A 25950-nucleotide genomic window follows, 5' to 3' on the forward strand; every position below is an offset into this window, starting at 1 on the left:
CCGCGAGCCACGCCGCGGCGCGCGCCGGTGCACGCAGCACCCCGCCCGCGGGGTTATGGTGGAAACCCCCCCTCGGGCCGGTCCGTATCCCCCCCACGGACCGGCCCGCTTTTTGTTGGCCCGCTACCGCCGGGCCCAGATGTTCACGCCGTCCGTCGTCCTGGCGAACTCGTCGATCTCGGCCAGCTCGGCGTCCGTGATCGCGGGGGCGTCCAGCGCCGCGATGTTGGCCTCCAGCTGGGCGACGCTGCTGGCACCGATCAGCGCGGAGGTCATCCGCCCGTCACGCAGCACCCAGCGCAGGGCGAGCTGGGCCAGCGACTGCCCGCGGCGGGCGGCGATGTCGTGCAGGCCGCGCAGCCGGCGGACGACCTCGTCGGACAGCAGACCCGGATCCAGGGACTTGCCCTGGGCGGCGCGCGAGCCCTCGGGGACGCCGTGCAGATATTTGTCCGTCAGCAGGCCCTGTGCCAGTGGCGCAAAAGAGATGCAGCCCATGCCCTCGGCCTCCAGGGTGTCCAGCAGCAGGTCGTCCTCGGTCCAGCGGTTGATCATCGAGTACGAGGGCTGGTGGATCAGCGCCGGTACGCCCATGGCACGCAGGATTCCGGCCGCGTTCCGGGTCTGCTCGGCGTTGTAGGAGGAGATACCGGCATAAAGTGCCTTGCCCTGCTGGACGGCGGACGCCAGCGCACCCATCGTCTCCTCGAGCGGAGTGTCGGGATCGAAGCGGTGCGAGTAGAAGATATCGACGTAATCAACGCCCATCCGCTGCAGTGACGCATCCAGCGACGAGAGGAGATATTTCCGCGAACCCCATTCGCCGTAGGGACCCGGATGCATCAGATATCCGGCCTTCGTCGACAGAATCATCTCGTCGCGGTAGCTCCGGAAGTCCTGCGCGAAGATCTTTCCGAAGTTCAGCTCGGCGGACCCGGGCGGCGGGCCGTAGTTGTTGGCCAGATCGAAGTGGGTGACGCCCAGGTCGAAGGCGCGGCGCAGGATGGCCCGCTGGGAGCTCAGGGTGCGGTCGTCACCGAAGTTGTGCCAGAGTCCAAGGGAGATAGCCGGGAGTTTGAGTCCGCTGCGGCCTGTTCGCCGGTACTTCATCGAGTCGTAGCGGGAATCCGCGGCGTGGTAGTCGGTGCCAGTCATGCTCATCTCCCTATCACGTGAGCGCGAACCACCTGATTGGGCTGCCGAGACAGCCGAGAAGTAAAGTTGCTCCCTTGAGGCGACGGGGGTGACCGCCATTGGTACGGAGGGGTTGGACCACACATGCTGCGATCTTCCGGGATGCGCATCCCTTATCCGCCCGCACTGCGCAATCTGGTCTACCGGTTGTATGCGCGCAGGGTGGAGGGTCGCCTGGATCACACCCAGGTGCCCAAGCACATCGGCGTCATCCTGGACGGCAACCGGCGCTGGGCGCGGGCCGACGGGCGCACGACCGAGCAGGGCCACCAGGCGGGCGCGGACAAGATCGGTGAGCTGCTCGGCTGGTGCGAGGAGACCGAGGTCGGGGTCGTCACGCTCTGGCTGCTGTCGACGGACAACCTCGACCGGCCCGAGGACGAGCTGAGGCCGCTGCTGGGCATCATCGAGAACACCGTCCGCGGTCTGGCCGCCGACGGCCGCTGGCGGGTGCACCACGTCGGCAACCGCGATCTGCTGCCCACCGCCACCCAGCGGGTGCTCAAGGAGTCCGAGCAGGCCACCGCGGACAACAAGGGCGTCCTGGTGAACGTCGCGGTCGGCTACGGAGGCCGGCAGGAGATCGCCGACGCGGTGCGCTCGCTGCTGCTGGACCATGCCCGGCGCGGCACCTCCTTCGATCAGCTCGCCGAGATCGTCGACATCGACCTGATCTCCGAGCACCTCTACACCCGCGGCCAGCCCGACCCGGACCTGGTGATCCGTACCAGCGGCGAGCAGCGGCTGTCGGGCTTCATGCTGTGGCAGAGCGCCCATTCGGAGTACTACTTCTGCGAGGTCTTCTGGCCGGCGTTCCGGAAGGTCGACTTCCTGCGGGCGCTGCGTGACTACGCCGCCCGGCACCGGCGCTACGGCTTCTAGGGGACATCCCCCGCGGGCCCCGTCCCGGCACCGGGGGCACGACACTCGCTAGGCCATTCGAGTCCTCTCTCGCTTTCACCCCGTATGACCCTTACGCCCCGGTATTTCCGTGTGGCGTTCTCCGCCCCGCCGGCGCCACCAACCCCCGGCGGGGCGCTTTCTGACACCGCGTCCCCCGGGACGGCCGGGGCCCGCACCGGTCGCCCGGGGGAGAGGCGTTGCCAAAGGTTCACCGACCGTGCGTCATATGCCGTGGCATGGCGGCGGGTGTTCGAGGGAATATCCCTTCCAGGTCGGCGTCCGGAACAAGCCATCGGGCGCCGCATCTCAGCGGACGACATGGAGCCGTCCGCCCGGGAGGCCCTTTGCACATCACGGAGGTCCGTGCGCACCGCACGGTCGACGCGGAGGGCCGGCGCTCGGCCCGCGCAATGTGGTCCGAGCCCGGTCCGGTCACGAGATGGCCGGGGGTCCTGAGGACGCCGTCCAGCGGTAGCCGGTGGCCCGGCGGTCCCAGGAGTACACCGCCCCGCGACGCCGTCGCACCCCGACCTCATCCGAGGGGGTTCGTCCCACCGTGGTGAACAGCAAACAGCGCCGTGACAACGACCGGCGCACCTATGTTCTCGACACCAGTGTCCTGCTGGCGGATCCAGGCGCCATGTCCCGCTTCGACGAGCACGAGGTCGTGCTGCCGGTCGTCGTGGTCACGGAACTGGAAGCCAAGAGACACCATCCGGAGCTCGGCTACTTCGCGCGGCAGGCGCTGCGCCTGCTGGACGAGTACCGGGTGCAGTTCGGGAGGCTGGATGCGCCGCTCCCCATCGGAGACCTCGGCGGGTCGCTCCGGGTCGAGCTGAACCACTCCGACCCCGGGATCCTGCCCGCGGGCTTCCGGCTCGGGGACAACGACTCGCGGATCCTCGCGGTGGCGCGCAACCTGCAGGCCGAGGGGCACGACGTCACGGTCGTCTCCAAGGATCTGCCGCTGCGCATCAAGGCGTCCTCGGTCGGACTGCTGGCCGAGGAGTACCGCGCCGAACTCGCGATCACCGACTCCGGCTGGACGGGGATGGCCGAGCTGACCGTCTCCGCGGAGCAGATCGACGCGCTGTTCGCCGCGGAGAGCGCCGACATGCCGGAAGTATCCGAACTGCCGGTGCATACCGGACTTGTGCTGCAGTCCGAGCGCGGCAAGGCGCTCGGGCGGGTCACCGCGGAGGGCGGGGTGCGCCTCGTGCGGGGCGACCGGGAGGCCTTCGGGATCCACGGCCGCAGCGCCGAACAGCGGATCGCGCTGGACCTGTTGCTCGATCCGGACGTCGGCATCGTCTCGATGGGCGGGCGGGCCGGTACCGGCAAGTCGGCGCTGGCGCTGTGCGCGGGTCTGGAGGCCGTCCTGGAGCGCCGGCAGCACCGCAAGGTGATGGTGTTCCGCCCGCTGTACGCCGTCGGCGGACAGGAACTGGGCTATCTGCCGGGCAGCGAGGCGGAGAAGATGAGCCCCTGGGCCCAGGCCGTCTTCGACACCCTCTCCGCGGTGACCAGTAAGGAGGTCATCGAAGAGGTGGTCGGGCGCGGCATGTTGGAGGTACTCCCTCTGACCCATATCCGCGGACGGTCGCTGCACGACGCGTTCGTCATCGTCGACGAGGCCCAGTCACTCGAACGGAACGTCCTTTTGACGGTTCTGTCCAGAATCGGGGCCAACTCCCGTGTGGTGCTGACCCATGACGTCGCCCAGCGCGACAACCTCCGGGTCGGGCGGTACGACGGCGTGGTCGCCGTGGTCGAGAAGCTGAAGGGGCATCCGCTGTTCGCGCACGTCACGCTGAACCGCTCGGAGCGCTCGCCGATCGCGGCGCTGGTGACCGAAATGCTGGAGGACGGCAGGATCTGACCCGTTGTGAACACCGCGCCGCCCGGCAAAGCGAAGGAGCTTAGCCGGGCGGCGTTGTGCTGTGCGTGGTTATCCGAAAATCCTTGACGGTAAACGAGGTGTGAGCTTTCACACCCAGCGGGGAATTGATTCCCGGCGTGCCGTTCGGGCAGAGTCTGGGTCCTGTCAGGCCCCGCATACGGCACCCAACACCCCCAGCGGTGTAGAACGATCGAACTTCATAGTGAGTCGCCGTATGCCGCCCGAGCACCACGCGGACCCCGAGGGGGACGTACCGGGCCAGTGCCTCCCGTGACCAGCCGGTCCCGCCCGCTCCATTGGGTCCGGAACAAGGGGAGACCAGCGCCAGGGGCACGATTGCGCCCGCGAGGTCACCTATGCGGGCGATGCTGGAAGGAAAACGTGTGAGCCGGATCTCGGTCCGGGGATTCGCCGTGGCATCCGCCACCGCGGTCACCACCGTCGGCGCCGTGGTCGGCGTCGCCGCGGGCAACGAGCCCGCCTCGGTCGGCAACACCGAGGCGACCGCTGCCGACGCGACGATCGCTGACATCCCCGCAGGCGCTCAGGCACAGGTGCAGACGGCTTCCCTGACGCAGCAGGCGGACGACCAGTCCACCCAGGCGGACACGGCAGCCCTGAAGTCCGCACAGGAGTCGGCTCGCAAGGCGGCCGCTGAGACGGCCAAGAGCAAGAAGGACGCCGCGGACGAGGCGAGGGCCAAGAAGGACGCCGACGCCCGCAAGAAGAAGGAGCTGGCCGCGTCCCGCTCCTCCTCGCGCGACGTCAGCGACCTGCTCGGCAAGAGCTCGTACTCCGTCTCCGAGACCCAGGCCATCGCGCGCCAGATGATGGCCGGCGACCAGTTCCAGTGCTTCAGCAACATCGTGGACCACGAGTCCGGCTGGAACTACAAGGCCACCAACGCCGGCTCGGGCGCCTACGGACTCGTCCAGGCGCTTCCCGGCTCCAAGATGTCCTCGGCGGGCTCCGACTGGCAGACGAACCCGGCCACCCAGATCAAGTGGGGCCTGAACTACATGAACGACCGCTACGGCAGCCCCTGCGGCGCCTGGTCGTTCTGGCAGGCCAACAGCTGGTACTAGGCCCGCCGGTACCTCTCCCGTACGTCCGAAACCCCCGAACGCGCACGCGTCGGGGGTTTCGTGCGTCGGCACGGGTAACGTCGTGCCCGTCAGGTTAGTGGCGTGCGGGAGGGGAAGAGGAAGGCACATGTCCAGATTGCCTCAGTGGGTCGGCGGCCTCGGCGCCGGTCTGACACGGCTCTCGCAGCGGATGGAGCAGCAGCGCCGCCGCGCGGAGGCCATGGGGGTCCCCCCTGGCGGGAGCCTGTCCGACGATCCGGAAGCGCTGAGGCCTGCCGGGTACGCGGACACCGCCGCGGCCGGCGCCCCGGCGCACGCCTCGGCGGTGCGCGACGGCGGACCGGGCACGCTCACCGTGCCCCGTACGCAACTGCCGGAGGCGACGGACGGGGTGCCGCACCCCGCGACCGAACTCCCGCCGTCGTCCCCGGAGCCCGCGCCGCCGGAGACCGTTCCGCCGCCGCCGTCCTACGCCCCGGCCGTCGCGGCCCGTCCCGATCCGGTCGACGCGGTGCCGTGGGGCGTACGGGTCGCCGCCGAGGCGGGCTGGCGGCTGCTGGTGCTGGCCGCCACCCTCTGGGTGCTGGCGCGGGTGATCACCACCATCGAACTGGTCGTGCTGGCCTTCATCGCGGCCACGCTGATCACCGCGCTGCTGCAGCCCACGGTGGCCTGGCTGCGTCAGCGCGGGCTGCCGCGCGGGCCGTCCACGGCGCTGACCTTCATCGGCGGGTTCGTCATCATGGGCCTGGTCGGATGGTTCGTGGTCTGGCAGGTCCAGGACAACATCGACTCGGTGTCCAGCCGCATCCAGGAGGGCATCACCGAGCTCAAGGGCTGGCTGCTGAAGAGCCCGTTCCATGTGACCGAGTCCCAGATCAACCACATCGCCAAGAATCTCCAGGACGCGGTCGGCGCCAACACCGAGGCGATCACCTCGGCCGGTCTGGAGGGCGTCACCGTCGTCCTGGAGGTGTTCACCGGCATCCTGCTGGCGATGTTCACCACGCTGTTCCTGCTCTACGACGGCCGCCGGATCTGGAACTGGCTGCTCAAGCTGGTCCCGAGCGCGGCCCGGGAGGGCGTGGCGGGCGCCGGGCCGCGGGCCTGGCGGACGCTGACCGCCTATGTGCGCGGCACGGTCGTCGTCGCCCTGATCGACGCCATCTTCATCGGCATCGGCCTCTACTTCCTCAATGTGCCGCTGGCCGTGCCGCTGGCCGTCTTCATCTTCCTGTTCGCGTTCATCCCGCTGATCGGCGCGGTGGTGTCGGGGGCGCTGGCGTGTGTGATCGCGCTGGTCGCCAACGGGGTGTTCACGGCGCTGATGGTGCTGGCGGTCGTGCTGGCCGTCCAGCAGATCGAGGGCCACGTCCTGCAGCCGTTCATCCTGGGCCGGGCGGTGCGGGTCCACCCGCTGGCGGTGATCCTCTCGGTCGCCGCGGGCGGGCTGATCGCCGGTATCGGCGGTGCGGTCGTCGCCGTCCCGCTGGTGGCGGTCACCAACACGGTGGTCGGCTATCTCCGTTCCTACTCCAGGGAGCAGGCGCTGCGGATGTCGGTGGCCCCGCGCGGCGCCACCGCGCTGGCCCTCGCCCCCACCCCGCCGCCGGCGCCCACGCCGCAACCGCCGGAAGGGGAGCGGGAGTAGCCCCCCACCGCACGGCGCGACCCGCAACAGCACGGAACCCCGCAGACCTGATGTCTGCGGGGTTCCGTGCTGCGTGCGTCGCGCGGTGGCCGGAGTTACTCGGCGAGCGCGGCCTCGGCGTCGAGCGTGGCGCCGACGGCCTGCAGGACGGACGCGATCTTCACGGCCTCCTGGATCGTCTCGCGGTCCACACCGGCCTTGCGCAGCACCTGCTCGTGCGAGTCCAGGCACATGCCGCAGCCGTTGATGGCCGAGACGGCCAGCGACCACAGCTCGAAGTCGACCTTGTCCACGCCCGGGTTGCCGATGACGTTCATCCGCAGACCGGCCCGCAGGTTGCCGTACTCCGGGTCCGACAGCAGGTGCCGGGTCCGGTAGAAGACGTTGTTCATCGCCATGATGGCGGCCGCCGACTTGGCGGCGGCGTACGCCTCGGCGGAGAGGTTCGCCTTCGCCTCCGGCTCCAGCTCGCGCAGCACCTTCGGCGAGCGTGAGGCGATCGCGCAGGCCAGCACGGTGCCCCACAGCTGCTGCTGCGGCAGGTCGCTGTTGCCGATGACCGAGCCGAGGTTCAGCTTCAGGTCCTTGGCGTAGTCCGGTACGGCGGACTTGAGTTCGTCGAGAGCCATGTCAGATCAGCCTCCAGTTCGCTAGCGGAGTGTCACTCGCCCGAGAGCAGCGCGACCGGGTCGAGGGTGTCGTCGCCCTTGGACCAGTTGCAGGGGCACAGCTCGTCGGTCTGCAGCGCGTCGAGGACCCGCAGGACCTCCTTGGGGTTACGGCCGACGGAGCCGGCGGTCACCATGGTGAACTGGATCTCGTTGTTCTGGTCGACGATGAAGACGGCGCGCTGCGCGAAGCCGTCCTCGCCCTCGATGCCCAGGTCGCGCATGAGCTCGTGCTTGGAGTCGGCGAGCATCGGGAAGGGCAGGTCGGTCAGGTCCGGGTGGTCCTTGCGCCAGGCGTGGTGCACGAACTCGGAGTCGCCGGAGAAGCCGAGGACCTGGGCGTCACGGTCGGCGAACTCGTCGTTCAGCTTGCCGAAGGCGGCGATCTCGGTGGGGCACACGAAGGTGAAGTCCTTGGGCCACGCGAAGACGATCTTCCACTTGCCCTCGTAGGTCTTGTGGTTGATCTGCTCGAACTCCTGGCCCTGCTCCAGCGAAACACAGGCGGTCAGGTCGAACTCGGGGAACTTGTCACCGACAGTGAGCACGTACTCTCCTTGTTGCGCAGAAAGTCCCTTTTGAGGTCTTTCTTTGAGGCTTGGACGGTTCTCACAGTGCCACAGGAGGCATTGATCAGTGAAATAGCTAGACTGGTTGATGTTGATCGGAGGTGGTTATCAGTGGCGTCACCGGCGAGTGGGGGCACCCGGCCCCGCCAGCCCAGCCTGGCCCAGCTGCGGGCGTTCGCGGCGGTGGCCGAGCACTTGCATTTCCGCGAGGCGGCGGCCGAGATCGGGATGAGCCAGCCCGCGCTGTCCGGGGCGGTCTCCGCATTGGAGGAGACCCTCGGGGTGCAGCTGCTGGAGCGTACGACGCGCAAGGTGCTGTTGTCGCCCGCGGGGGAGCGGGTGGCCGCGCGGGCGAGGGTGGTCCTGGAGGCCGTCGGGGATCTGCTGGAGGAGGCGGAGGCGGCCCGCGCGCCGTTCACGGGGGTGCTGCGGCTCGGCGTCATCCCGACCGTCGCGCCGTATCTGCTGCCGGCCGTGCTGCGGCTGGTCCACGACACCTATCCCGATCTGGACCTCCAGGTGCACGAGGAGCAGACCGCCTCCCTCCTGGAGGGCCTGGCCCAGGGACGGCTCGACCTGCTGCTGCTCGCCGTCCCCCTCGGCATGTCCCAGGTCACCGAACTCCCGCTGTTCGACGAGGACTTCGTTCTGGTCGCCCCCAAGGAGCACTGGCTCGGCGGCCGCGGCGACATCCCGCGCCAGGCCCTCCAGGAGCTGGATCTGCTGCTGCTCGACGAGGGCCACTGCCTGCGCGACCAGGCCCTGGACATCTGCCGGGAGGCCGGACGGGACGAGAACACCCCCGTGACGACCAGCGCGGCGGGCCTGTCCACGCTGGTGCAGCTGGTGGCCGGCGGCCTGGGGGTGACCCTGCTGCCGCGTACCGCGCTGCGGGTCGAGACCGGCCGCAACGACCAGCTCACCACCGGGTACTTCGCGGATCCGGCACCCTCGCGGACCATCGCGCTGGCCATGCGCACGGGCGCGGCGCGTCAGGAGGAGTTCGTGGAGTTCGCCCGGGCGCTGCGCGGCGCGCTGCGCGGACTGCCGGTGCGGATGGCGAAGGGCTGAGGGCCCCGCGCCTCACGCCGCCGCGGGGCGGGTGTACGTCAAGAAGGCCGCGCCGCTCTGCAGGAGGGTGTGCTCGGTCAGCTCCCAGCCGCGCGGGTCGAAGGCGGTGTCGGGGGAGAAGAGCGGGATGCCGCGGCCGACGGTGAGCGGGCTCAGCTTGAGGAGCAGCTGGTCGACCTCCGGGTAGAGCACCCCGGCCAGTTCGCTGCCGCCCAGCAGCCAGATGTCCTTGCCGGGCGCGGCCTTGAGCGCGCGGACCGTCGCCACCGGGTCGTCGGCGACCAGCTCCACCGCCGGGTCCGGGCTCTGTGTCATGGTCCGGGAGAAGACCAGGTGCCGCAGATGGGGGTAGGCGTCGGTCAGGCCGGCCCTGAGGCCGATCTCGTAGCTGCGCCGGCCCTCCAGGACGGTGTCGAAGCGGAGGTTGTCCGCGCTGATGCCGAGCGCCGAGCGGGCGTGGACGGGCAGGATCTCCGGGAGTTCGGCGGCCAGGTGCCCGAGGTAGTCCTCGGGGAGGGGCCAGAAGCCGTCCGGGCCGGTGGGGTCCGCGCCGTCGGGCCCGGCGATGAAGCCGTCGAGCGTGGACGCGATGCAGTAGACGAGCCTGCGCATGAAAGGTCCCCCTGGGGCAGTCGGTGGGCACTGCGGTGGCGGAAATGATCTCGCAGTTTCACTCCGTACGCAGCCCATCCGGGCGCATCAGCCGCCACAGCGCCGGCAGGCTCAGCGCCGTCACGAGGAGGATCATGGCGCCGCCGGTGCCGGTCATCGCGGCGACCACCGGCCAGTCCACCGTCACCGTGTGGTCGAGCGTCGTCAGCAGCAGCGCCCCCAGCGCCAGCCCGCAGGCCAGCGCCAGGCCCAGCCCCAGCACCACGGGGACGGCGGTCTGCCACAGCACCGAACGGCCCAGGGTGGCCCGCCGGGTGCCGTACGCGGCGAGGACGGACAGCAGCCGGCGGCGCTCGTGGAGTTGCTCGGCGGTGGAGATGATCAGGCCCGAGCCGATCAGCAGCAGGGTGAGGACGGCGCCGGCGAACAGCCCCGTGCGGATGCTGGAGAGCTGCGCGTCATGCGGATTGTCGACCGCGGAGAACTCGTGCGGCGCCGGGTCGAGCCGGGCGGCGGTGTTGCGCAGGTGCTCCACCGCGTCCGGGGTGCCCCGGTCGAAGTCGACCGTGAACTCCACGGTGGGGTCGCCGACTGCGCGGATGTCGAGTGCGGACGGGGTGGCCAGGACGTCGGGGACGACCTGGGCGCGGCTCTGCGCCGGGGAGCGCAACGGGACCGTACGGGCGTCGCGGGGGACCGACCACGGGTGCGACCGCGCCCCCTTCCGCGCCTGCGCCGGCCCCGGCTCGTCCGCCTCCCCGGGCATCGGCTCGTCCGGCGGCGTGAGGTCGAGGGTGGCGCCGGGGGCGACGGTGCGTTCGCGGCCGGTGGTGGTGGTGAACACCTCGCCGTCGTGACAGGTCTCCAGCCGGGCCAGGGCGCGCAGTTCGGCGCAGCTGCCGACCGCGACGACGCTGCGGGCGGGGGCCGCCGGGTCCTTGTCGCCGGTGGGCCGCGGGCCGGCCAGGGTGTGGACGAAGCCGCGGGCCGCGGTCACGCCCGGGGTGGCGCGCAGCGCGGTGAGAGCCCGCTGGGTCCGCGGCCAGTCCCGGGCCTCGCCCCACAGGCCGATCCGCGGCTCCTTGCCCGACTCGGCGTACGCCCGGGCGTAGCCGGCCTGCATCCCGGTCATCAGCATGTGGAGCGCGATGGCGCCGGCCACCGCGACGGTGATCCCGGCGACCGCGCGGGTCGCCGGGGCGCTGTTCAGCTGGAGGCGGCGGACGGCGAGTTGCCAGGAGACCGGGCCGCGGTGCAGCCGGCCGACCACCGCCTGCACCAGCCAGGGCAGCAGCGCGGTGACGCCCCACAGCAGCAGCATCGACCCGGCCGCGAGCCGGGCGGTGTCCCACGGGGTGCCGCTCCACGGCCGCTCCCCGCCCCGCGGCACCAGCAGCAGGGCGCCCGCGGCCGGCAGCGCCACCCGCCACCACAGCCGGCGGCGCACCGGCGGACGGTGGCGGACCACGCCCAGCGGCTCGACGGTCACGCCGCGCTGGGCGACCAGGGTCACCACGACCGCCGCGGTCGGCACCACAGCGGCGATCAGCGCCACGGCGAGCGGGCCGGGCGTCACGTCCGCGGCGAAGACGTTGATGTCCCACAGCGTGACCAGCGGGACGAGCTGCCGCCCGGCCAGGAACAGCGCCCCGCCGGCCACCAGCCCCAGCAGCGAGCCGAACAGCGCCTCACCGGAGGCGATCCGGCGGGTGGTGCGGATATCGGCGCCCACCAGCCGCAGCGCGGCCAGCCGGCGCTCCCGGCGCTCGTTGCCGAACCGTACGGAGGTGCCGAGGAAGGCCAGCACCGGCGTCAGCAGCGCCACACCCGCCACGACCACCAGGAGCACGGCGGACGGCTGCATCGGCGGCGGGCCCGGTGCCGGGCCGAAGTGGTCGATGCGGGTGCCGTGGGCCGGGGCGGACGCGGCGGGGCGGGCGACGTAGGTGAGTTCGCCGGGGCCCAGCAGCCCGGCGTCGCCGAGGGTGCCGGCCACGGTGTAGTCCAGCCGCGGGCGCAGCAGGGCGCCTTCGGGGGAGTCCAGCAGCTTCTTGAGCGCGGGGGAGACCAGCATCCGGCCGGGGCCGGGGAGCCGGCCGACGCCGGGCGGCACGGGCGGATGCGCGCCGTCCGGGCGCACCAGCCGGCCGCGGACGGGGGTGCCGTGGAAAGTCGTGTCCGCCGTGGCGTAGCGCAGGGTGTCGTCGGCGGCGCGCGGCGGGTGGGCCGGGTCCGGGGCCTCGCGGGCCTGTTCCCGGCCGTGCCGGGCGTCCAGCAGGCCCGGCACGGACGCGCCGAGCAGCAGCACGGCCACGCCCAGGGCGACCCCGGCGGCCGTCAGCGCGGTACGGAGCCGGCCCGCGCGGCCGCCGCCGGCCGCGAACCGCATCCCCATCGCGAGGTCGCGTGCCCACCGGACGGGACCGGCGGGCGAACGGGGCGGGTTCATCGCAGGCCCAACGGCGCGTCCTTGACCGTGCCGTCGCGGACCACGACCTCACGGTCGGAGTAGGCGGCGACCCGGGCCTCGTGGGTGACCAGGACGACCGCGGCACGGGTGTCGCGGGCGGCGTCGGTCAGCAGGCCCAGGACGCGTTCGCCGTTGAGCGAGTCCAGGGCGCCGGTGGGCTCGTCGGCGAAGAGCACCCGCGGGCCGGTGACCAGGGCGCGGGCGACCGCGATCCGCTGGCCCTGGCCGCCGGATATCTCACCGGGCCGCTGGTCCGCCGCCCCGTCCACCTCCAGCCGCTCCAGCCATGCGCGGGCCCGCCGCTCGGCCTCCTTGCGCCCGGTGCCGTTCAGCCGCAGGGGCAGCGCGACGTTCTCCAGGCCGGTCAGTTCCGGTACCAGCTGGCCGAATTGGAAGACGAAGCCGAAGTCGCTGCGGCGCAGGGCGCTGCGCCGGGCGTCGTCGAGCGCGGTCAGCTCGTGCGGTCCGTAGCGGACGGTGCCGGCGTCCGGGGCGATGATCCCGGCCAGGCAGTGCAGCAGGGTCGATTTGCCGGAGCCGGAGGGGCCCATGACGGCGACGACCTCGCCGGGGTGCACGGAGAAGTCCACCCCGGCGAGCGCCGGGGTCGCCCCGTAGGTCTTGTACAGCCCCTCCGCCGCGAGCAGCGATCCCTCCGGCGTCATCCGCGGACCGTCTCCGCGAGCTTGTCCAGCCGGTCGGCGGTCAACTCCAGCCAGCGCAGGTCGGCTTCGAGGTGGAACAGCGCGTGGTCGCAGATCAGCTGGTCGGCGAGGTCGCCGGTGCGCTTGCGCTCGGTCAGTCCGCGCATCAGCCGCAGGTGCTCGGCGCGCTGGGAGTCCAGGAGTTCGGTGGCGTCGCGCCCGGTCAGCAGCGCCATGACGATCTTGGTGTAGAGCGTCGACTGGAGGTAGGGCTCGGGCTTCTCCGGACGGGCCAGCCACTGGGCGACATCGGTGATCCCGGCGTCCGTGATCGCGTACCGCTTGCGCTCGGGACCGGCGCCGGCCTCCACGCCGTCCACCTCGACCAGGCCGTTCTTCAGCAGCCGGGACATGGTCGCGTAGACCTGCCCGTAGTGCAGCGGACGGTCCTGGCCGAAGTGCGCGTCGAAGGCCCGCTTGAGGTCGTAGCCGTGGCGGGGACCGGACTCCAGGAGGCCCAGCAGCGTGTGACCGATTGACATGCCGGCCAGCTTACGCGGGGGTGTGCCGCCTGTGTATACATGCAGGGTATACGCAGGCCGCGGGCCGGCTAAGGGCTGTCGTCCGGGTCCTTGGGCGGACGCCCCCGACGGGGGATCGCGCCCGCTCCCCGGGGCAGCCGTCCCGCGTCCGACAGCGCCTTGCGCAGCAGGAATTCGATCTGCGCGTTGGCGCTGCGCAGCTCGTCGCCGGCCCACCGCGTCAGCGCGTCATGGATCGCCGGGTCCAGCCGCAGCAGCATCTGCTTGCGCTGCTGCGGCCGCCGTCCGGGCGGCGGTCCGCCCGCCGCGCCGGGCTCCTCGGGGGTGCCGGTGCTCATCCGGCCGCCTCGCTTCCTGCGGCCGCACCGGCCGGCACGCGCCGTGCCGCGGCCGCTCCCCGGCCCGGGACCGGGGAGCGCCGCACGCCGTGCCCGCTCACTGGTAGAGGGAGCCCGTGTTCAGGACCGGCTGGGCGGCCCGGTCGCCGCACAGCACCACCATCAGATTGCTGACCATGGCCGCCTTCCGCTCCTCGTCCAGTTCGACGATGCCCTGCCGGCTGATCCGGTCCAGCGCCTGCTCGACCATGCCCACCGCGCCCTCGACGATCTGCTGCCGGGCCGCGACCACCGCGCCGGCCTGCTGGCGCTGGAGCATCGCGGAAGCGATCTCGGGGGCGTAGGCGAGGTGGCTGAAGCGGGACTCGATGATCCGTACGCCGGCGGCCTGGACCCGGACCGTCAGCTCCATGGCGAGCTTCTCGGTGATCTCCTCGGCGTTGCCGCGCAGCGACAGGGCGTCCTCGTCGTGCGCGTCATAGGGGTACTCGATGGCGATGTGCCGCACGGCCGCCTCGGTCTGGGTGGCCACGAACTCCAGGAAGTCGTCCACCTCGAAGAGCGCCTGGGCGGTGTCCTCGACCTGCCAGACCACGATCGAGGCCAGCTCGATCGGGTTGCCGTAGGCGTCGTTGACCTTCAGGACCGCGGTCTCGTGGTTGCGCACCCGGGTGGAGATCTTCCGGGCGGTGGTCAGCGGGTTGACCCAGCGCAGCCCGTCGGTGCGGATGGTGCCGGCGTAGCGCCCGAAGAGCTGGATGACCCGGGCCTCACCGGGCGCGACCATCTTCACGCCGGTCATGCAGAAGAGCGAGCCGAGCAATATCAGGACACCCGCGATGACGGTCGGCGCGGCGGCCCCGCCGTGTCCGCCGGAGCCGAGCACCGAGCCGACGGAGATCGCGGCGATGCCCAGCGCGACGCCGAGCACGGTCAGCAGCAGGGCGACGCCGCCCGGGATGCTGTGCGCCGTGACCTCGCGGACCTGCGGGCTGGGCATGTCGGGAGCGTCGACGGCCGGCTCGCCGTCGGGGCCGGTACCGCGGTCGGCCGGTGTCTGATCGGACATGGCAATCCCCGTTTCTGCGGATGCGGTACGTGATGTCTGCCGCATCAAGCGATGTCACTTGCCTAGCAAAGTGTTAGCACTTTAGCCCTCGGGTTGCCCGGGTGTCCAGCGACTGCAGGGAGCCCGGCCTGCGGCAAGACCCCAGGTGGGAGACGGGCGACGCAGAACACCCACCCAAAGGTTCCGTCTGTCCCAGTGCTGTTTGTCACGTCGGGAAAAGCCTTGATCGATGAGTATTTGTGAAGAGATGCGGTGTTAGCTTCAACAGCTGAATTAGCTGGGGGCGGAACGACTGGAGTTGCTGAAGCGATGGGCCGAGCGGAAGCGAGACGGGCGCGGCAGGGGAGCGCCCGCCGCGCCAAACGTACGGAGAAGAAGTCCGGCATACGCCGCTTCTTCACCTGGAAGAAGATCCTCGGAGCCTTCCTCGGGATGTGCCTGCTGGGCATCCTCGGCTTCGTGGGGCTGTACCTGTACGTGGACGTGCCGACCGACGGCAACGCGAACGCCAAGCTCCAGAGCAACGTCTACAAGTACTCCGACGGCAAGGTCATGGCGCGCGTCGGCCGTCTCAACCGTGAGAGCGTGCCGCTCAGCCGGATACCCAAGGACGTCCAGCGCACCTTCGTCGCCGCCGAGAACAAGACCTTCTACCAGGACTCCGGCGTCGACCTGAAGGGCACCCTGCGCGGCATCTTCAACACGCTGCGGGGGCAGGGCAAGCAGGGCGGCTCGACGATCACCCAGCAGTACGTCAAGAACTACTACCTGAGCCAGGAGCAGACGGTCAGCCGCAAGCTCCAGGAGATCGTCATCTCGCTCAAGGTGGACAACAAGCTGGGCAAGGACAAGATCCTCGCCGGCTACATCAACACCAGCTACTACGGGCGCGGCGCCTACGGCATCCAGGCCGCGGCCCAGGCGTACTACCGCAAGGACGTCGACAAGCTCACCGTCGCGGAGGGCGCCTACCTCGCCTCGCTGCTCCAGGCGCCGAACCAGTACGACTGGACGCTGGCGAGCGACGCCGGCAAGAAGCGGGTCCAGGAGCGCTGGGCGTACACCCTGGACAACATGGTCGAGATGCACTGGCTCTCGCCGGAGGACCGCGCCAAGCAGAAGTTCGAGATACCCAAGGACCCCAAGCCGCTGCCCGGACTCAGCGGCCAGGCCAGCTATCTGGTGACCGAGGCGAAGAAGGAACTCTTCGCCCAGGGCGTCGACGAGAAGCAGTTCGAGGCCGGCGGTTATACGGTCACCCTCGGCATCGACCGCAAGAAGCAGAAGGACCTGGAGCAGGCCGTCAAGCGCAAGCTCACCGACGACCTGAACCCCAAGACCCGCAAGGTCGACGCGGACGCCCAGCTCGGCGCCACCTCCGTGGACCCCAAGACCGGCCACATCGTGGCGATGTACGGCGGCGCGGGCTACCCGAAGCACTACACGAACAACGCCACCCGCGCCGACTACCAGCCGGCGTCGACGTTCAAGCCGCTGATCCTCGCCTCCGCGATGGAGAACAACGCGACCACCCAGAGCGGCGTGCCGATCACCCCCAACACCGTGTACGACGGCCACAACCGCCGTCCGGTCGTCGGTGGTGACATCCCCTTCGCGCCGCCCAACGAGGACGAGGCGCAGTACGGCAACATCTCCGTCCAGACGGCGACCAACAACTCCGTCAACGCCGTCTTCGCGCAGATGGGCCAGGACGCCGGACTGGAGAAGGTCAAGCAGACCGCGGTCAGTCTCGGCCTGGACGGCTCCAGGATGGACGTCAAGCCGGCCATGACACTGGGCACCATGGGTGCCAGCCCGCTCCAGATGGCCGGGGCCTACGCCACCCTCGACAACCACGGCAAGAAGGTCACCCCGACGCTGGTCACCGAGGCCACCCACAGCGTCAACGGCGCGGAGACCAAGATCCCGCTCAAGAAGCCGATCGGTGACCAGGTGCTGTCGCGGAAGACCGCCGACACCCTCACCTCCGTGCTGACCGGCGTGGTCAACGACGGCACCGCCTCGCAGGCCGTGAAGAACACCGCCTACAGCGCGGCGGGCAAGACCGGCACCTCCGACGACAACAAGTCGGCCTGGTTCGTGGGCTACACGCCCAAGCTGGTCACCGCGGTCGGCATGTTCGGCGAGTCGCCCAAGGGCGGCGCCCAGGTCACCCTCAAGGGCGCCGGCGGCGGCGGCCGCGTCAACGGCGGCGGCTACCCGGCCCGGGTGTGGGCGGACTACACCGAGGCCGCGCTGAACGGCAGCACCGGCCCGGACTTCGACCTGGACACCACCTTCGGTGCCGGGGTCGCCCCGACGCCCACCCCGACGCCGAGCGACACCCCGTCGACCAGCCCCTCGCCGAGCGACAAGCCGAGCAAGTCGCCGTCGCCCACCCCGTCGAAGCCGAGCAGCCCGGCGAGCCCCTCGCAGAGCGGACGCCCCTCGGGCGGCCCGTCCACCCCGACCGGCGGCACCACCTCGGGCCCCCCGGACGGCGGGACGCAGGGCGGTGACGCCGGCGGAGACACCGCGGGCGCCGGCACCCAGGGCGCCGGCGGAACCCAGCCCAACAGCCTGCCCGGCTTCAACTAGCCGGCCCGGCACACGAGAACGAGGGGCGCCCGGAGGACCGGGCGCCCCTCGTTCTCGTGTGCGGCGGGAGCCGGCGGGCGGCCGTCGCCGCGCGGTGCTCAGCCGCCGTTGAACTTCTTGACGATCCGGTCGCCGAGGTTCTTGTCGACATTGCGCCAGTACTGGAACGCGCGCTCCAGGACCGGCTTGGAGACGTCCTCGGAGAGGTGGCCGGCGACGTTGTTCACCAGCCGGTCGCGGGCCGCGTCGTCGAGGACCTGGCGGACCATCGTGCCGGGCTGGACGAAGTCGTCGTCGTCCCGCCGCGGCCGGGTGGCCTCGCGCACCATCTCGCCGGCCGTCGCCCAGCCCGCCGGGTCGCCGAACTGCCCGGTGTCGGCCGCCGGCCCGCCGTAGGAGTTGGGGGCGTACGGCCGGGCCACCCGGGCCGGCTCGTAGCGCATCGGGCCGTCCTTGGCGTACGAGCGGACCGGGACGTGCGGCCGGTTGGGCGGCAGCTGGAGATAGTTCGGGCCGATGCGGTACCGGTGGGTGTCCGGGTAGGAGAACAGCCGGCCCAGCAGCATCTTGTCGGGGGAGGGGCCGATGCCCGGCACCATGTTGGACGGCTCGAAGGCCGCCTGCTCGATGTGGATGAAGTAATCTTCCGGGTTCCTGTTGAGCGTCATCCGCCCGACCTCGATCAGCGGGTAGTCGCCGTGCGGCCACACCTTGGTCAGGTCGAACGGGTTGAAGCGGTAGTCCGGCGCGTCGTCGAACGGCATGACCTGGACGTACAGCGTCCACGACGGGGCGTCCCCGCCGTCGATGGCGCGGTAGAGGTCGCGGCGGTGGTAGTCGGCGTCCTCGCCCGCGAGCCGGTCCGCGTCCTCCTGGGTGAGGAAGTCGATGCCCTGGTCCGTCTTGAAGTGGTACTTGATCCAGAACTTCTCGCCGCCGGCGTTGATCCACATGTAGGTGTGGGAGCCGTAGCCGTTCATGTGGCGGTAGGTCTTGGGGATGCCGCGGTCGCCCATCAGCCAGGTGACCTGGTGGGCCGACTCCGGCGACAGCGTCCAGAAGTCCCACTGCATGTCGTGGTCGCGCAGCCCGCTGCCCGGCTGGCGCTTCTGGGAGCGGATGAAGTCCTGGAACTTGATCGTGTCCCGGACGAAGAAGACCGGGGTGTTGTTGCCGACCAGGTCGTAGTTGCCGTGCTCGGTGTAGAACTTCAGCGCGAAGCCGCGGGGGTCGCGCCAGGTGTCGGGGGAGCCCTGTTCGCCCGCGACGGTCGAGAAACGCGCCAGCATCTCGGTCGTCCGGCCGGGCTGGAAGAGGTCCGCCTTGGTGAACTGGCTGACGTCGTTGGTGACCTCGAAGGTGCCGTAGGCGCCGCTGCCCTTGGCGTGCACCACCCGCTCGGGGACCCGTTCGCGGTTGAACTGGGCCATCTTCTCGATCAGGTAGTGGTCCTGGAGCAGGATCGGGCCGTCGGGACCCACGGTCAGCGAATGCTCGTCGCTCTCGACCGGAATGCCGGCGTTGTTCGTGGTGTGCGGGACGCGTGCGGAGCTGGTCATGGAGGAGCGCCTCCTGGGTCGACGACGGGGGAGTAGAGGGTCGGTCAGTCCCGTATTGGGCCGGTCAGTCCCTTACGCCCACCCAAGCAGTCAACTCCTCGGACGGCATGTCGGCAAGAGTTGGACCCCGTCCGATCTCAGACGGGGTCCAACATGTGGGATACCGGCCGGGCGGCCGCGCGGCGTCAGCGCTGCTGGGCTCCCGGCGGCATGCTCAGCTCGAACCAGACGACCTTTCCCATGCTCAGACGGGTCGCACCCCAGCGCCGCGCCATCCGGTTGACGAGGTAGAGGCCCCGCCCGCCCTCGTCCGACGGCCGGGCCTGGCGCAGCCGCGGCAGCTGCGGGACGTCGTCCCCGACCTCACAGCGCAATACGTCCGTTCGCAGCAACCGCAGCGTGATCGGCCGCTCCGCGTACCGCACCGCATTCGTCACCACCTCGCTGACCAGCAGCTCCAGCTGGTCGGTCAGCTCGTCCAGACCCCAGCGCGCCAGCGCCCGCCGGGCCAGCCGGCGGGCCTGCCCGGCCGTCTGCGCCTTCGGATCCAGATACCAGTAGGCGACATCGCTCGGCGCGATTCCGTCGAAGCGGGCCGCCAGCAGTGCGATGTCGTCGTCGCGGTCGCCGGGGCCCAGCATGTCGAGGACCTCGTCGCACATCGGCTCCAGCGGCGGCGGATTGGGCCCCGTCAGCCGGGCCGTCTCCGCCAGCCGCTCCCGCAGCTGCTCGATGCCGGTCCACACGTCCCGGATCCGCGACTCGACCAGCCCGTCCGTGTAGAGGACCAGCGTGGCGCCCGCCGGGGCGTCCAGCTCCACCGCCTCGAAGTCCACCCCGCCGACGCCGATCGGCGCACCCGACGGCACCCGCAGCACCTCGGCGCGCCCGCCGCGGTGCAGCATCACCGGCGGCGGATGACCCGCGTTGGCGATGGTGATCCGGTGCGCGACCGGGTCGTAGACCGCGTACATGCAGGTCGCCATACGGTCCGTGCCCAGCCGCTGGGCCTGCTCGTCGAGGTGGTGCAGCACCTCCTGCGGCGGCAGGTCCAGCCCCGCGAGCGTCTGCGCGGTGGTGCGCAGCTGGCCCATGATCGCGGCCGAGGTCATCGAGTGCCCCATGACATCGCCGACGACCAGCGCCACCCGGCTGCCCGGCAGCGGGATCGCGTCGTACCAGTCGCCGCCCACCCGCGCGGTCTCGGCGGCCGGCAGATAGCGGCTGGCCAGCCGGACGCCGGTCGGCTGCGGCAGCGAGTCCGGCAGCATCGTGCGCTGCAGCGCGTCGGCGATGTAGGCCTCGCGGCCGTAGAGCACCGCCTTGTCCACGCCCAGCGCGGTGTGCGTCGCCAGCTGCGCCGCCACCAGCAGATCGTCCGGCTCGAACGCGGGCCGGTCCGGGCGGCGCAGGAACACCGCGGCACCGATCACCCGCCGGCGGCCGCGCAGCGGCGCCAGGATCACCCGGTGGCCGCCGGGCAGCCGCGGGTCCGGCCCGAGCAGCTCCGGCAGCGCCGTCCGCGCCGCCTGGGCCTCGCCGAACAGCGGCCGCACGCCCCGCAGCACCTCGGCCAGCGGGCCGCCGGGCTGCACCTCGGCCAGCTCCGCCGCGCTGCCGCCCATCGCCGGGCCCAGATCGGGCTGGGCCGGCAGCATCGGCAGCCGCCCGCCGTTGGTGTCCGGCTCCTCCGGAATCCGGTCGGTGCGGCGCAGCCGCAGCACCACCGGGCCGGTCGGGCGCTCGTCGCCCACCGGCAGCGGATCCCGCAGATAGACGAGGATCGCGTCGGCGAACGTCGGGACCGTGGCCCGGCACAGGCCGAGCACGATCTCGTCGAGGTCTATGCCGCGGGCGATCCGGCGGGTCGCCGCCCCGATGAACCGCAGCCGGTCCCCGCCCGCCTGCCGGGCCGCCGCCACCTCGCCGCTCTCGCCCGGGTGCGCGGAGCGGGCCGGCGGCGGTCCGGCCGGCCCGGCGGGGGCCTCACCGGCCGCCGCCCGCGACGCCTCGGCGTGCGGGGCCGCGGGGACCGCGGACCGTCCGTCGTGCGGCGTCGACTGCTCCGGCACCGTCCCGCCCGGCTCACCGTCGCGCGGCGAGGGCCGTCCGCCGCCCGGGGCGTCGCCCTCCCGCGGCCGCCCCACGCCCTCGCCGCCGTGCCGCGGATGCGGCTCGTGCCGGGGCTCCTCCTCCGGCCCGGACGCCTCGGCGCGGCCCATCGCGCCCCGCGCCACCCGCTGCCCGGCCCGGGCCGCCTCACGGCCCCCGTCCGCCGCGCCGCCCGGCCGTCCGCTCGCCGACATCGGCACCTCCCCGTACGCGTCGCCATACGCCTCCCCGTACGGGATCGAGGCGTCCGGTGCGACGGCCCGTCCGTCGCGGTGACCGGTGGCACGCCCACCGGTGTGGCCGGCGGCGCCGTCCGCGTCCGCCGAAGGATCCCGCCGTGCCGCGCCGTGGTCGGCGGCCGGCTCGTCGTCGAAGCGGCCGCCCGGCGTGCCCGCCGACGCCGTGACGGCGGCACCGGCGAGGCCTATGTCGTCACCGCCGCGCACCGCGAACCCGCTGCCGGGCACCGGGGCGAACCCCGGCGCGGCCGGCCGGTGCAGGGCGCTGCGCGGGTCGGGGACCGCGCCGAGCGGCGCAGCGCCGGCCGGCCCGCGGGCAGGGGACAGCGAGGGCGCGGCGGCCGGGGCCGGCTGCCGCGGTTCGTGGGAGGTGGGGTGCTCCGTCACGCGTGGGATTCCATCCGTCCGGGGCTGTGCGCCGAACGCGCCGCGTCACGGGCGTGCCGCTCTGTGCGGCCGCGCCCGGCGCGCCGCGTCTCAGGCGCGTCGCAGGTGCAGAAAGAGCTGGATCTCGGGTGGTACGTCCGTACTCGCCGGGGCGTATGCGTAGGCGTCCTCCCCGACGACGTCGAAACCCGCGTCGTGCACGACCCGGCGCAGGTCGTCCCGCAGGTAACCCGATACCCGGATCGAGTTGCCCAGGAACGGAATCGTGAAGTCGTCCACATCCGCCTCGACCATCGACAGGGCCAGCAGCCCCTCGGGACGTAGCAGATCATGCAGCAGGCCCAGTGCGTAAGGGATTTCGGCACGGGGCAGCATCAGAAGCGAGAAATAAGCCGCGACACCGTCGAAGGAGCCGGGGCCGCCGAGCCGGCCGCCGCGCAGGTCGGCGATGTCCAGCCGGTGGAATTCGGCGCCCGGGACGTGCTCCCGGGCCAGCGCGATCATCGAGGGGGAAAGATCGATACCCACCACGCGGTGCCCGGCCTCCAGGAGCTGACGGGCGGTCGGCAGACCCGTGCCGCACCCCAGATCCAGGACGCGCGAGCCGGCCGGCAGTGCGTCGGACAGCCAGGCGCCCGAGGCGAGCTGGCCCTCCTTGTGCGGGAAGGCGTCGTCGTACCGGTCGCCGATCGCGTCGAACGCCTCGGCCTGGCCGGCCCGGTCCAGTGCTAACCGGTTCAGGCCCTCGTATCCGTCGTAGCTCGTCGCGCTCACGACCTCGCTCCTCCTGCGACCGCGGTCAAGTTCGTTTTCCAGTTCTGGAGTTGCGCCTGTGCAGTCTTGCGGAGGACGATCCTACGTTTGAAGGCCGGGGGCGCAGCAAGGGGGCTCGGCCCCGCTCCGCGCCCCGCGTGGAACAGCTTTGCCCATAGGCGCACCTTTCCATGGTTCGCCCCCTTCACTCCCGTCGTTTCACTTCACTCCCTTACGACCGCAAACGATCCGGCGCGCGGTCCCACTCCTTTGGGAGCGGCGGAATCCGCCAGGACGGGTCGGGCCGCCAGTCCTCCCAGCCGTCGGAGAAGGGGCCGCGCCAGGCCGTGATCTGCGCGATCGCGGCCCGGCCCGCCGATCTGACCTCGGCGGCCCGCGCCCCCGTCATCAGCCCGTCCCGCTGCGCCTGGGCGAACTCGTCCTCGTCCCGCCACTCCCAGTGCCGGTCCGGATAGACGCAGATGTCGAGGAAGTGGTCCTCGGAGTCAATGCCGCCCGACCAACGGCGGCGCGGCTCCTCCAGGTTGACGTACCAGTTCTTGAACTGCCAGCCGCGCTCCCAGAACAGCCACACCGACCAGGGGTCGCCGGGCCGGGCCAGCTTCAGCACGCCGGTGCCGAACCACTGGTCGCGGGTGGTGCGGCGGGGTTTGGTGTAGCGGGTGGCCAGCGGCTCGCGGTGCACCGGGGTGCCGTCGGCGAGCACCGGCTTGACGCACGGGGTACCGGGCGCCATCCACACCGCCAGCAGCTCCGCGGTGTCCTGCACGACGGTCATCGGACGGCAGATGTGGAACCGGCCGGCGTCGGCGTTGTCGCGATAGCGCCACAGGACGTGGTCCCCGGGCGCCCAGCGCCGCGCGTCCGCCGCGCCGTTCGCCGCCCGCCGCGCCCGGGGCGTCCCGCGTCCGCCGGCCGTCCCGCCGCCCTCCGTCGTGTCCACCGTGTCCGCTGTCATGCGCAGATCTTAGAGGCGCCGCATGACGCGCGCCGTGACCTGAGCCGCACCATGCGTGACGGGCGGGTAACGTGTGCCGTTACGTCTGCGCCGGCCGGGTCATCCGCAGGACGTCGAGCGCCTCGTCCAGTTGTTCCTCGCTCAGCAGTCCCCGCTCGACATAGCCGCCCTCCAGGACCACCTGACGGATGGTCTTCCGCTCGGCCAGGGAGGCCTTGGCGACCTTGGCCGCCTCCTCGTAGCCCAGGTAGCGGTTGAGCGGGGTGACGACCGAGGGCGAGGACTCGGCGTATTCACGGGCCCGTTCGGCGTGCGCGGTGATGCCGTCGACGGTCCGGTCCGCGAGCAGCCGCGAGACATTGGCCAGCAGCCGCACCGACTCCAGCACATTCTTCGCGATCACCGGCAGCATCACGTTCAGCTCGAAGTTGCCGGCCGCCCCGGCCGCCGCCACCGTCGCGTCGTTGCCGGTGACCTGCGCGGCGACCATCAACACCGCCTCGGGGACCACCGGGTTGACCTTCCCCGGCATGATCGACGAGCCCGGCTGGAGATCCGGCAGCGAAATCTCCGCGAGCCCGGTCCGCGGGCCGGACGCCATCCACCGCAGATCGTTGGCGATCTTCGTCAGCCCGACCCCGATGGTCCGCAGCTGCCCGCTGGTCTCCACGATCCCGTCGCGCGCCCCCTGCGCCTCGAAGTGGTCGCGCGCCTCGGTCAGCGGCAGTCCGGTCGCCCGCGCCACCTCGGCGATCACCGCGGCCGGGAAACCGGGCGGGGTGTTGATGCCGGTGCCCACCGCCGTGCCGCCGAGCGGGAGTTCGGCCAGCCGCGGCAGCGAGGCCCGCAGCCGCTCGACGCCGTACCGCACCTGCGCCGCGTAGCCGCCGAACTCCTGGCCCAGCGTCACCGGGGTGGCGTCCATCAGATGCGTCCGCCCCGACTTCACGACCTCGGCGAACTCCGCCGCCTTGCGCTCCAGCGCCTCCGCGAGATGCTCCAGCGCCGGAATCAGGTCGTTCAGCACCGCCGAGGTCGCCGCGATGTGGATCGAGGACGGGAAGACGTCGTTGGACGACTGGCTGGCGTTGACGTGGTCGTTCGGGTGCACCTCGCGGCCCAGCCGCTCGCTCGCCAGCGTCGCGATGACCTCGTTGGTGTTCATGTTCGACGAGGTCCCGGACCCGGTCTGGAACACGTCGACGGGGAAGTGCTCGTCCCACTGCCCCGTGGCGACCGCCGCGGCCGCCTCCTGGACGGCCCGGGCGATGTCCTTGTCCAGCACGCCCAGCTCCCCGTTGACCAGGGCGGCGGCGCCCTTGATCCGGGCCAGCGCCTCGATGTGCGCCCGCTCCAGCCGCTGCCCGGAGACCGGGAAGTTCTCCACCGCCCGCTGGGTCTGCGCCCGCCACTTGGCGTGCGCGGGCACCCGCACCTCGCCCATGGAGTCGTGCTCGGTCCGGAAGCCGCCGGAGTCGCCGAATGCGCTGTTGTCACTCATACCTATGTCAGTGCCCGGGAACGGCGATCTGTTCCCGGGCACCGCTCCGATGTCACCTGCCTGCGGGGCGTCCGGCCTTCAGGCTCCCTATGAACGCGTCCCAGGCCCCGTCCGGGATGAGCAGGGCGGGGCCGAGGGGGTTCTTGGAGTCACGGACGGGGACGAGGCCGGGGTAGTGGTCGGCGACCTCGACGCACTCGCCTCCGGCATTGTTGCTGTAACTACTCCTGCGCCAGGCGACCGTGCTCAGGTCTGGGGCGGTTCGCATGGTGTCCAGTCCTCCATCGCTGCTCGGACCATCGCCTCGGAGTCACGAGGTGAGAGGGCCATGGCCTTGAGCAGATCGTAGGACTCCTCCAGCTCCACCACGTCGCCCCGGTCCTCGATGATCGTTCCGGACCGGCTGCCTTCCAGGTAGGCCAGCAGCGGCTGGTCGGGCAGCGTGTAAAGGGTCAGCGAACCCCCCATTTCGGCATGCTCGCCCGCGTCGTAAGGCAGGACCTGAATGGTCACGTGCGGCGCTGTCCCGCTCTCGATCAGGGACATCATCTGGTGACGCATCACATCGGGGCTGCCGACCCGGCGGCGCAGCACCGCCTCGTCCAGGATGAACCAGCACCTGGGTGGCTTCGGTGCGCTCAGCCTGGCCTGCCGGGCCATCCGGGCCGCCGCCATTGCCTCGATTTCCGCGTCCGGAGCGTACGGATGGCCGCAGCGCAGCGACCGTAGCGCAAGCTCTGACGTCTGGAGCAGGCCAGGGACGGTGGCGCTCGCGTACTGCCGGATGACGGTTGCCCGGCTCGCAATCTCGATCACACGGCGGAACCTGCGCGGGAACGGCTCCTTCCGCGCGAGTTCATACAGACTCGTGAAGAGTCCGTCGGTACCGAAGCAGACGTCCAGTCTCGCTGGCAGGTCGTCATACGGCAGCGACTCCGCCCGCTCGATGCGTGCCAGGTGGGACTTGCTGTAGTTCAGTTCCTCGGCGAGGCCTCTGAGGGAAAAGCCCGCCTTCTCGCGGTGGTACCGGAGCCTGGCGCCGAACAGGTCGCGCGCCGAGCGGTCCGGTGAGAGGTCATGCGGCTCAAATGCCATCGGCCCGTTCC

The 25950-nt window shown here is 71.4% G+C and carries 22 protein-coding genes; 6 read left to right on the forward strand and 16 right to left on the reverse strand.

Annotated features, from left to right (window positions below; genetic code table 11):
- Positions 1 to 123: 123 nt before the first annotated feature.
- Positions 124 to 1155, reverse strand: a complete 1032-nt coding sequence (gene mgrA, locus ACQP17_RS23265) for an L-glyceraldehyde 3-phosphate reductase (protein ID WP_433858022.1) — start codon at positions 1153 to 1155, stop codon at positions 124 to 126.
- Between the two features lie 141 nt (positions 1156 to 1296).
- Here mgrA and ACQP17_RS23270 point away from each other — a divergent pair, with 141 nt between their 5' ends.
- From ACQP17_RS23270 to ACQP17_RS23285, 4 genes are all read left to right on the forward strand, one after another.
- Positions 1297 to 2076 carry an isoprenyl transferase gene (locus ACQP17_RS23270; RefSeq protein ID WP_433859988.1) on the forward strand — a complete coding sequence of 260 codons (780 nt, stop codon included), beginning with the start codon at positions 1297 to 1299 and terminating at the stop codon, positions 2074 to 2076.
- A 577-nt stretch (positions 2077 to 2653) separates the two neighbouring features.
- Entirely contained in the window at positions 2654 to 3976 is a 1323-nt protein-coding gene (locus ACQP17_RS23275; protein ID WP_364875021.1) for a PhoH family protein, read from the forward strand.
- Between the two features lie 404 nt (positions 3977 to 4380).
- Entirely contained in the window at positions 4381 to 5082 is a 702-nt protein-coding gene (locus ACQP17_RS23280) for a transglycosylase SLT domain-containing protein (RefSeq protein ID WP_433858023.1), read from the forward strand.
- 127 nt (positions 5083 to 5209) lie between these two features.
- Entirely contained in the window at positions 5210 to 6733 is a 1524-nt protein-coding gene (locus ACQP17_RS23285; protein WP_433858024.1) for an AI-2E family transporter, read from the forward strand.
- Positions 6734 to 6828: 95 nt separating this feature from the next.
- Here the strand turns inward: ACQP17_RS23285 and ACQP17_RS23290 are convergent, their stop codons facing one another.
- Positions 6829 to 7362 (reverse strand): alkyl hydroperoxide reductase, encoded by a 534-nt coding sequence (locus ACQP17_RS23290; protein WP_086718421.1) that lies wholly within the window; start codon positions 7360 to 7362, stop codon positions 6829 to 6831.
- Positions 7363 to 7394: 32 nt separating this feature from the next.
- The gene (locus ACQP17_RS23295; RefSeq protein ID WP_362613446.1) at positions 7395 to 7949 is read right to left on the reverse strand and encodes a peroxiredoxin; all 555 of its coding nucleotides are present in this window, start codon (positions 7947 to 7949) and stop codon (positions 7395 to 7397) included.
- 132 nt (positions 7950 to 8081) lie between these two features.
- On the opposite strand from ACQP17_RS23295, the gene ACQP17_RS23300 reads away from it, so the two are divergent.
- Complete coding sequence (locus ACQP17_RS23300; protein WP_433858025.1) at positions 8082 to 9041, forward strand: LysR substrate-binding domain-containing protein; 960 nt, start codon at positions 8082 to 8084, stop codon at positions 9039 to 9041.
- A 12-nt stretch (positions 9042 to 9053) separates the two neighbouring features.
- On the opposite strand, the gene ACQP17_RS23305 is transcribed toward ACQP17_RS23300, so the two are convergent.
- The 6 genes from ACQP17_RS23305 to ACQP17_RS23330 form a co-directional block, all read right to left on the reverse strand.
- Complete coding sequence (locus ACQP17_RS23305; RefSeq protein ID WP_433858026.1) at positions 9054 to 9653, reverse strand: dihydrofolate reductase family protein; 600 nt, start codon at positions 9651 to 9653, stop codon at positions 9054 to 9056.
- A 58-nt stretch (positions 9654 to 9711) separates the two neighbouring features.
- Positions 9712 to 12102 (reverse strand): FtsX-like permease family protein, encoded by a 2391-nt coding sequence (locus tag ACQP17_RS23310; protein WP_433858027.1) that lies wholly within the window; start codon positions 12100 to 12102, stop codon positions 9712 to 9714.
- Positions 12099 to 12788 carry an ABC transporter ATP-binding protein gene (locus ACQP17_RS23315; protein WP_433858028.1) on the reverse strand — a complete coding sequence of 230 codons (690 nt, stop codon included), beginning with the start codon at positions 12786 to 12788 and terminating at the stop codon, positions 12099 to 12101. The genes ACQP17_RS23310 and ACQP17_RS23315 overlap by 4 nt, the downstream gene beginning before the upstream one ends.
- Positions 12785 to 13309, reverse strand: a complete 525-nt coding sequence (locus ACQP17_RS23320) for a PadR family transcriptional regulator (protein ID WP_433858029.1) — start codon at positions 13307 to 13309, stop codon at positions 12785 to 12787. The genes ACQP17_RS23315 and ACQP17_RS23320 overlap by 4 nt, the downstream gene beginning before the upstream one ends.
- A 68-nt stretch (positions 13310 to 13377) precedes the next feature.
- Positions 13378 to 13647, reverse strand: a complete 270-nt coding sequence (locus tag ACQP17_RS23325) for a hypothetical protein (protein ID WP_433858030.1) — start codon at positions 13645 to 13647, stop codon at positions 13378 to 13380.
- Between the two features lie 97 nt (positions 13648 to 13744).
- Entirely contained in the window at positions 13745 to 14716 is a 972-nt protein-coding gene (locus ACQP17_RS23330) for an SPFH domain-containing protein (RefSeq protein WP_433858031.1), read from the reverse strand.
- A 309-nt stretch (positions 14717 to 15025) separates the two neighbouring features.
- Between ACQP17_RS23330 and ACQP17_RS23335 the strand changes: the two genes are divergently transcribed.
- Entirely contained in the window at positions 15026 to 17314 is a 2289-nt protein-coding gene (locus ACQP17_RS23335; protein ID WP_433858032.1) for a transglycosylase domain-containing protein, read from the forward strand.
- Positions 17315 to 17412: 98 nt separating this feature from the next.
- Here ACQP17_RS23335 and ACQP17_RS23340 read toward each other — a convergent pair whose 3' ends face one another.
- From ACQP17_RS23340 to ACQP17_RS23370, 7 genes are all read right to left on the reverse strand, one after another.
- Positions 17413 to 18873 carry a catalase gene (locus tag ACQP17_RS23340; protein ID WP_433858033.1) on the reverse strand — a complete coding sequence of 487 codons (1461 nt, stop codon included), beginning with the start codon at positions 18871 to 18873 and terminating at the stop codon, positions 17413 to 17415.
- Positions 18874 to 19058: 185 nt separating this feature from the next.
- Positions 19059 to 21611, reverse strand: a complete 2553-nt coding sequence (locus ACQP17_RS23345) for a SpoIIE family protein phosphatase (protein WP_433858034.1) — start codon at positions 21609 to 21611, stop codon at positions 19059 to 19061.
- A gap of 90 nt (positions 21612 to 21701) precedes the next feature.
- Positions 21702 to 22385, reverse strand: a complete 684-nt coding sequence (locus tag ACQP17_RS23350) for a class I SAM-dependent DNA methyltransferase (protein WP_433858035.1) — start codon at positions 22383 to 22385, stop codon at positions 21702 to 21704.
- 211 nt (positions 22386 to 22596) lie between these two features.
- The gene (gene fomD, locus ACQP17_RS23355) at positions 22597 to 23343 is read right to left on the reverse strand and encodes a cytidylyl-2-hydroxypropylphosphonate hydrolase (RefSeq protein ID WP_433858036.1); all 747 of its coding nucleotides are present in this window, start codon (positions 23341 to 23343) and stop codon (positions 22597 to 22599) included.
- A 79-nt stretch (positions 23344 to 23422) separates the two neighbouring features.
- Positions 23423 to 24844 (reverse strand): class II fumarate hydratase, encoded by a 1422-nt coding sequence (locus ACQP17_RS23360; RefSeq protein WP_433858037.1) that lies wholly within the window; start codon positions 24842 to 24844, stop codon positions 23423 to 23425.
- A 52-nt stretch (positions 24845 to 24896) separates the two neighbouring features.
- A complete protein-coding gene (locus ACQP17_RS23365) occupies positions 24897 to 25112 on the reverse strand; it encodes a DUF397 domain-containing protein (protein ID WP_433858038.1) in 216 nt (71 codons plus the stop codon).
- Entirely contained in the window at positions 25091 to 25939 is an 849-nt protein-coding gene (locus ACQP17_RS23370) for a helix-turn-helix domain-containing protein (protein WP_433858039.1), read from the reverse strand. Before ACQP17_RS23370 ends, ACQP17_RS23365 begins: the two co-directional genes overlap by 22 nt.
- Positions 25940 to 25950: the final 11 nt, after the last annotated feature.

This window comes from Streptomyces kronopolitis, from assembly GCF_050953795.1.
Lineage (GTDB): Bacteria > Actinomycetota > Actinomycetes > Streptomycetales > Streptomycetaceae > Streptomyces > Streptomyces kronopolitis_A.

Bases quoted from the DNA above. Each gene is read 5' to 3' on its own strand.
- ACQP17_RS23315 (WP_433858028.1), bottom strand. From the start codon at position 12,788: ATGACGCCGGAGGGATCGCTGCTCGCGGCGGAGGGGCTGTACAAGACC.
- ACQP17_RS23370 (WP_433858039.1), bottom strand. From the start codon at position 25,939: ATGGCATTTGAGCCGCATGACCTCTCACCGGACCGCTCGGCGCGCGAC.
- ACQP17_RS23340 (WP_433858033.1), bottom strand. From the start codon at position 18,873: ATGACCAGCTCCGCACGCGTCCCGCACACCACGAACAACGCCGGCATT.
- ACQP17_RS23320 (WP_433858029.1), bottom strand. From the start codon at position 13,309: ATGTCAATCGGTCACACGCTGCTGGGCCTCCTGGAGTCCGGTCCCCGC.
- ACQP17_RS23360 (WP_433858037.1), bottom strand. From the start codon at position 24,844: ATGAGTGACAACAGCGCATTCGGCGACTCCGGCGGCTTCCGGACCGAG.
- ACQP17_RS23270 (WP_433859988.1), top strand. From the start codon at position 1,297: ATGCGCATCCCTTATCCGCCCGCACTGCGCAATCTGGTCTACCGGTTG.
- ACQP17_RS23365 (WP_433858038.1), bottom strand. From the start codon at position 25,112: ATGCGAACCGCCCCAGACCTGAGCACGGTCGCCTGGCGCAGGAGTAGT.
- ACQP17_RS23290 (WP_086718421.1), bottom strand. From the start codon at position 7,362: ATGGCTCTCGACGAACTCAAGTCCGCCGTACCGGACTACGCCAAGGAC.
- ACQP17_RS23285 (WP_433858024.1), top strand. From the start codon at position 5,210: ATGTCCAGATTGCCTCAGTGGGTCGGCGGCCTCGGCGCCGGTCTGACA.
- ACQP17_RS23305 (WP_433858026.1), bottom strand. From the start codon at position 9,653: ATGCGCAGGCTCGTCTACTGCATCGCGTCCACGCTCGACGGCTTCATC.
- ACQP17_RS23310 (WP_433858027.1), bottom strand. From the start codon at position 12,102: ATGAACCCGCCCCGTTCGCCCGCCGGTCCCGTCCGGTGGGCACGCGAC.
- ACQP17_RS23335 (WP_433858032.1), top strand. From the start codon at position 15,026: ATGGGCCGAGCGGAAGCGAGACGGGCGCGGCAGGGGAGCGCCCGCCGC.
- ACQP17_RS23330 (WP_433858031.1), bottom strand. From the start codon at position 14,716: ATGTCCGATCAGACACCGGCCGACCGCGGTACCGGCCCCGACGGCGAG.
- fomD (WP_433858036.1), bottom strand. From the start codon at position 23,343: ATGACAGCGGACACGGTGGACACGACGGAGGGCGGCGGGACGGCCGGC.
- mgrA (WP_433858022.1), bottom strand. From the start codon at position 1,155: ATGACTGGCACCGACTACCACGCCGCGGATTCCCGCTACGACTCGATG.
- ACQP17_RS23325 (WP_433858030.1), bottom strand. From the start codon at position 13,647: ATGAGCACCGGCACCCCCGAGGAGCCCGGCGCGGCGGGCGGACCGCCG.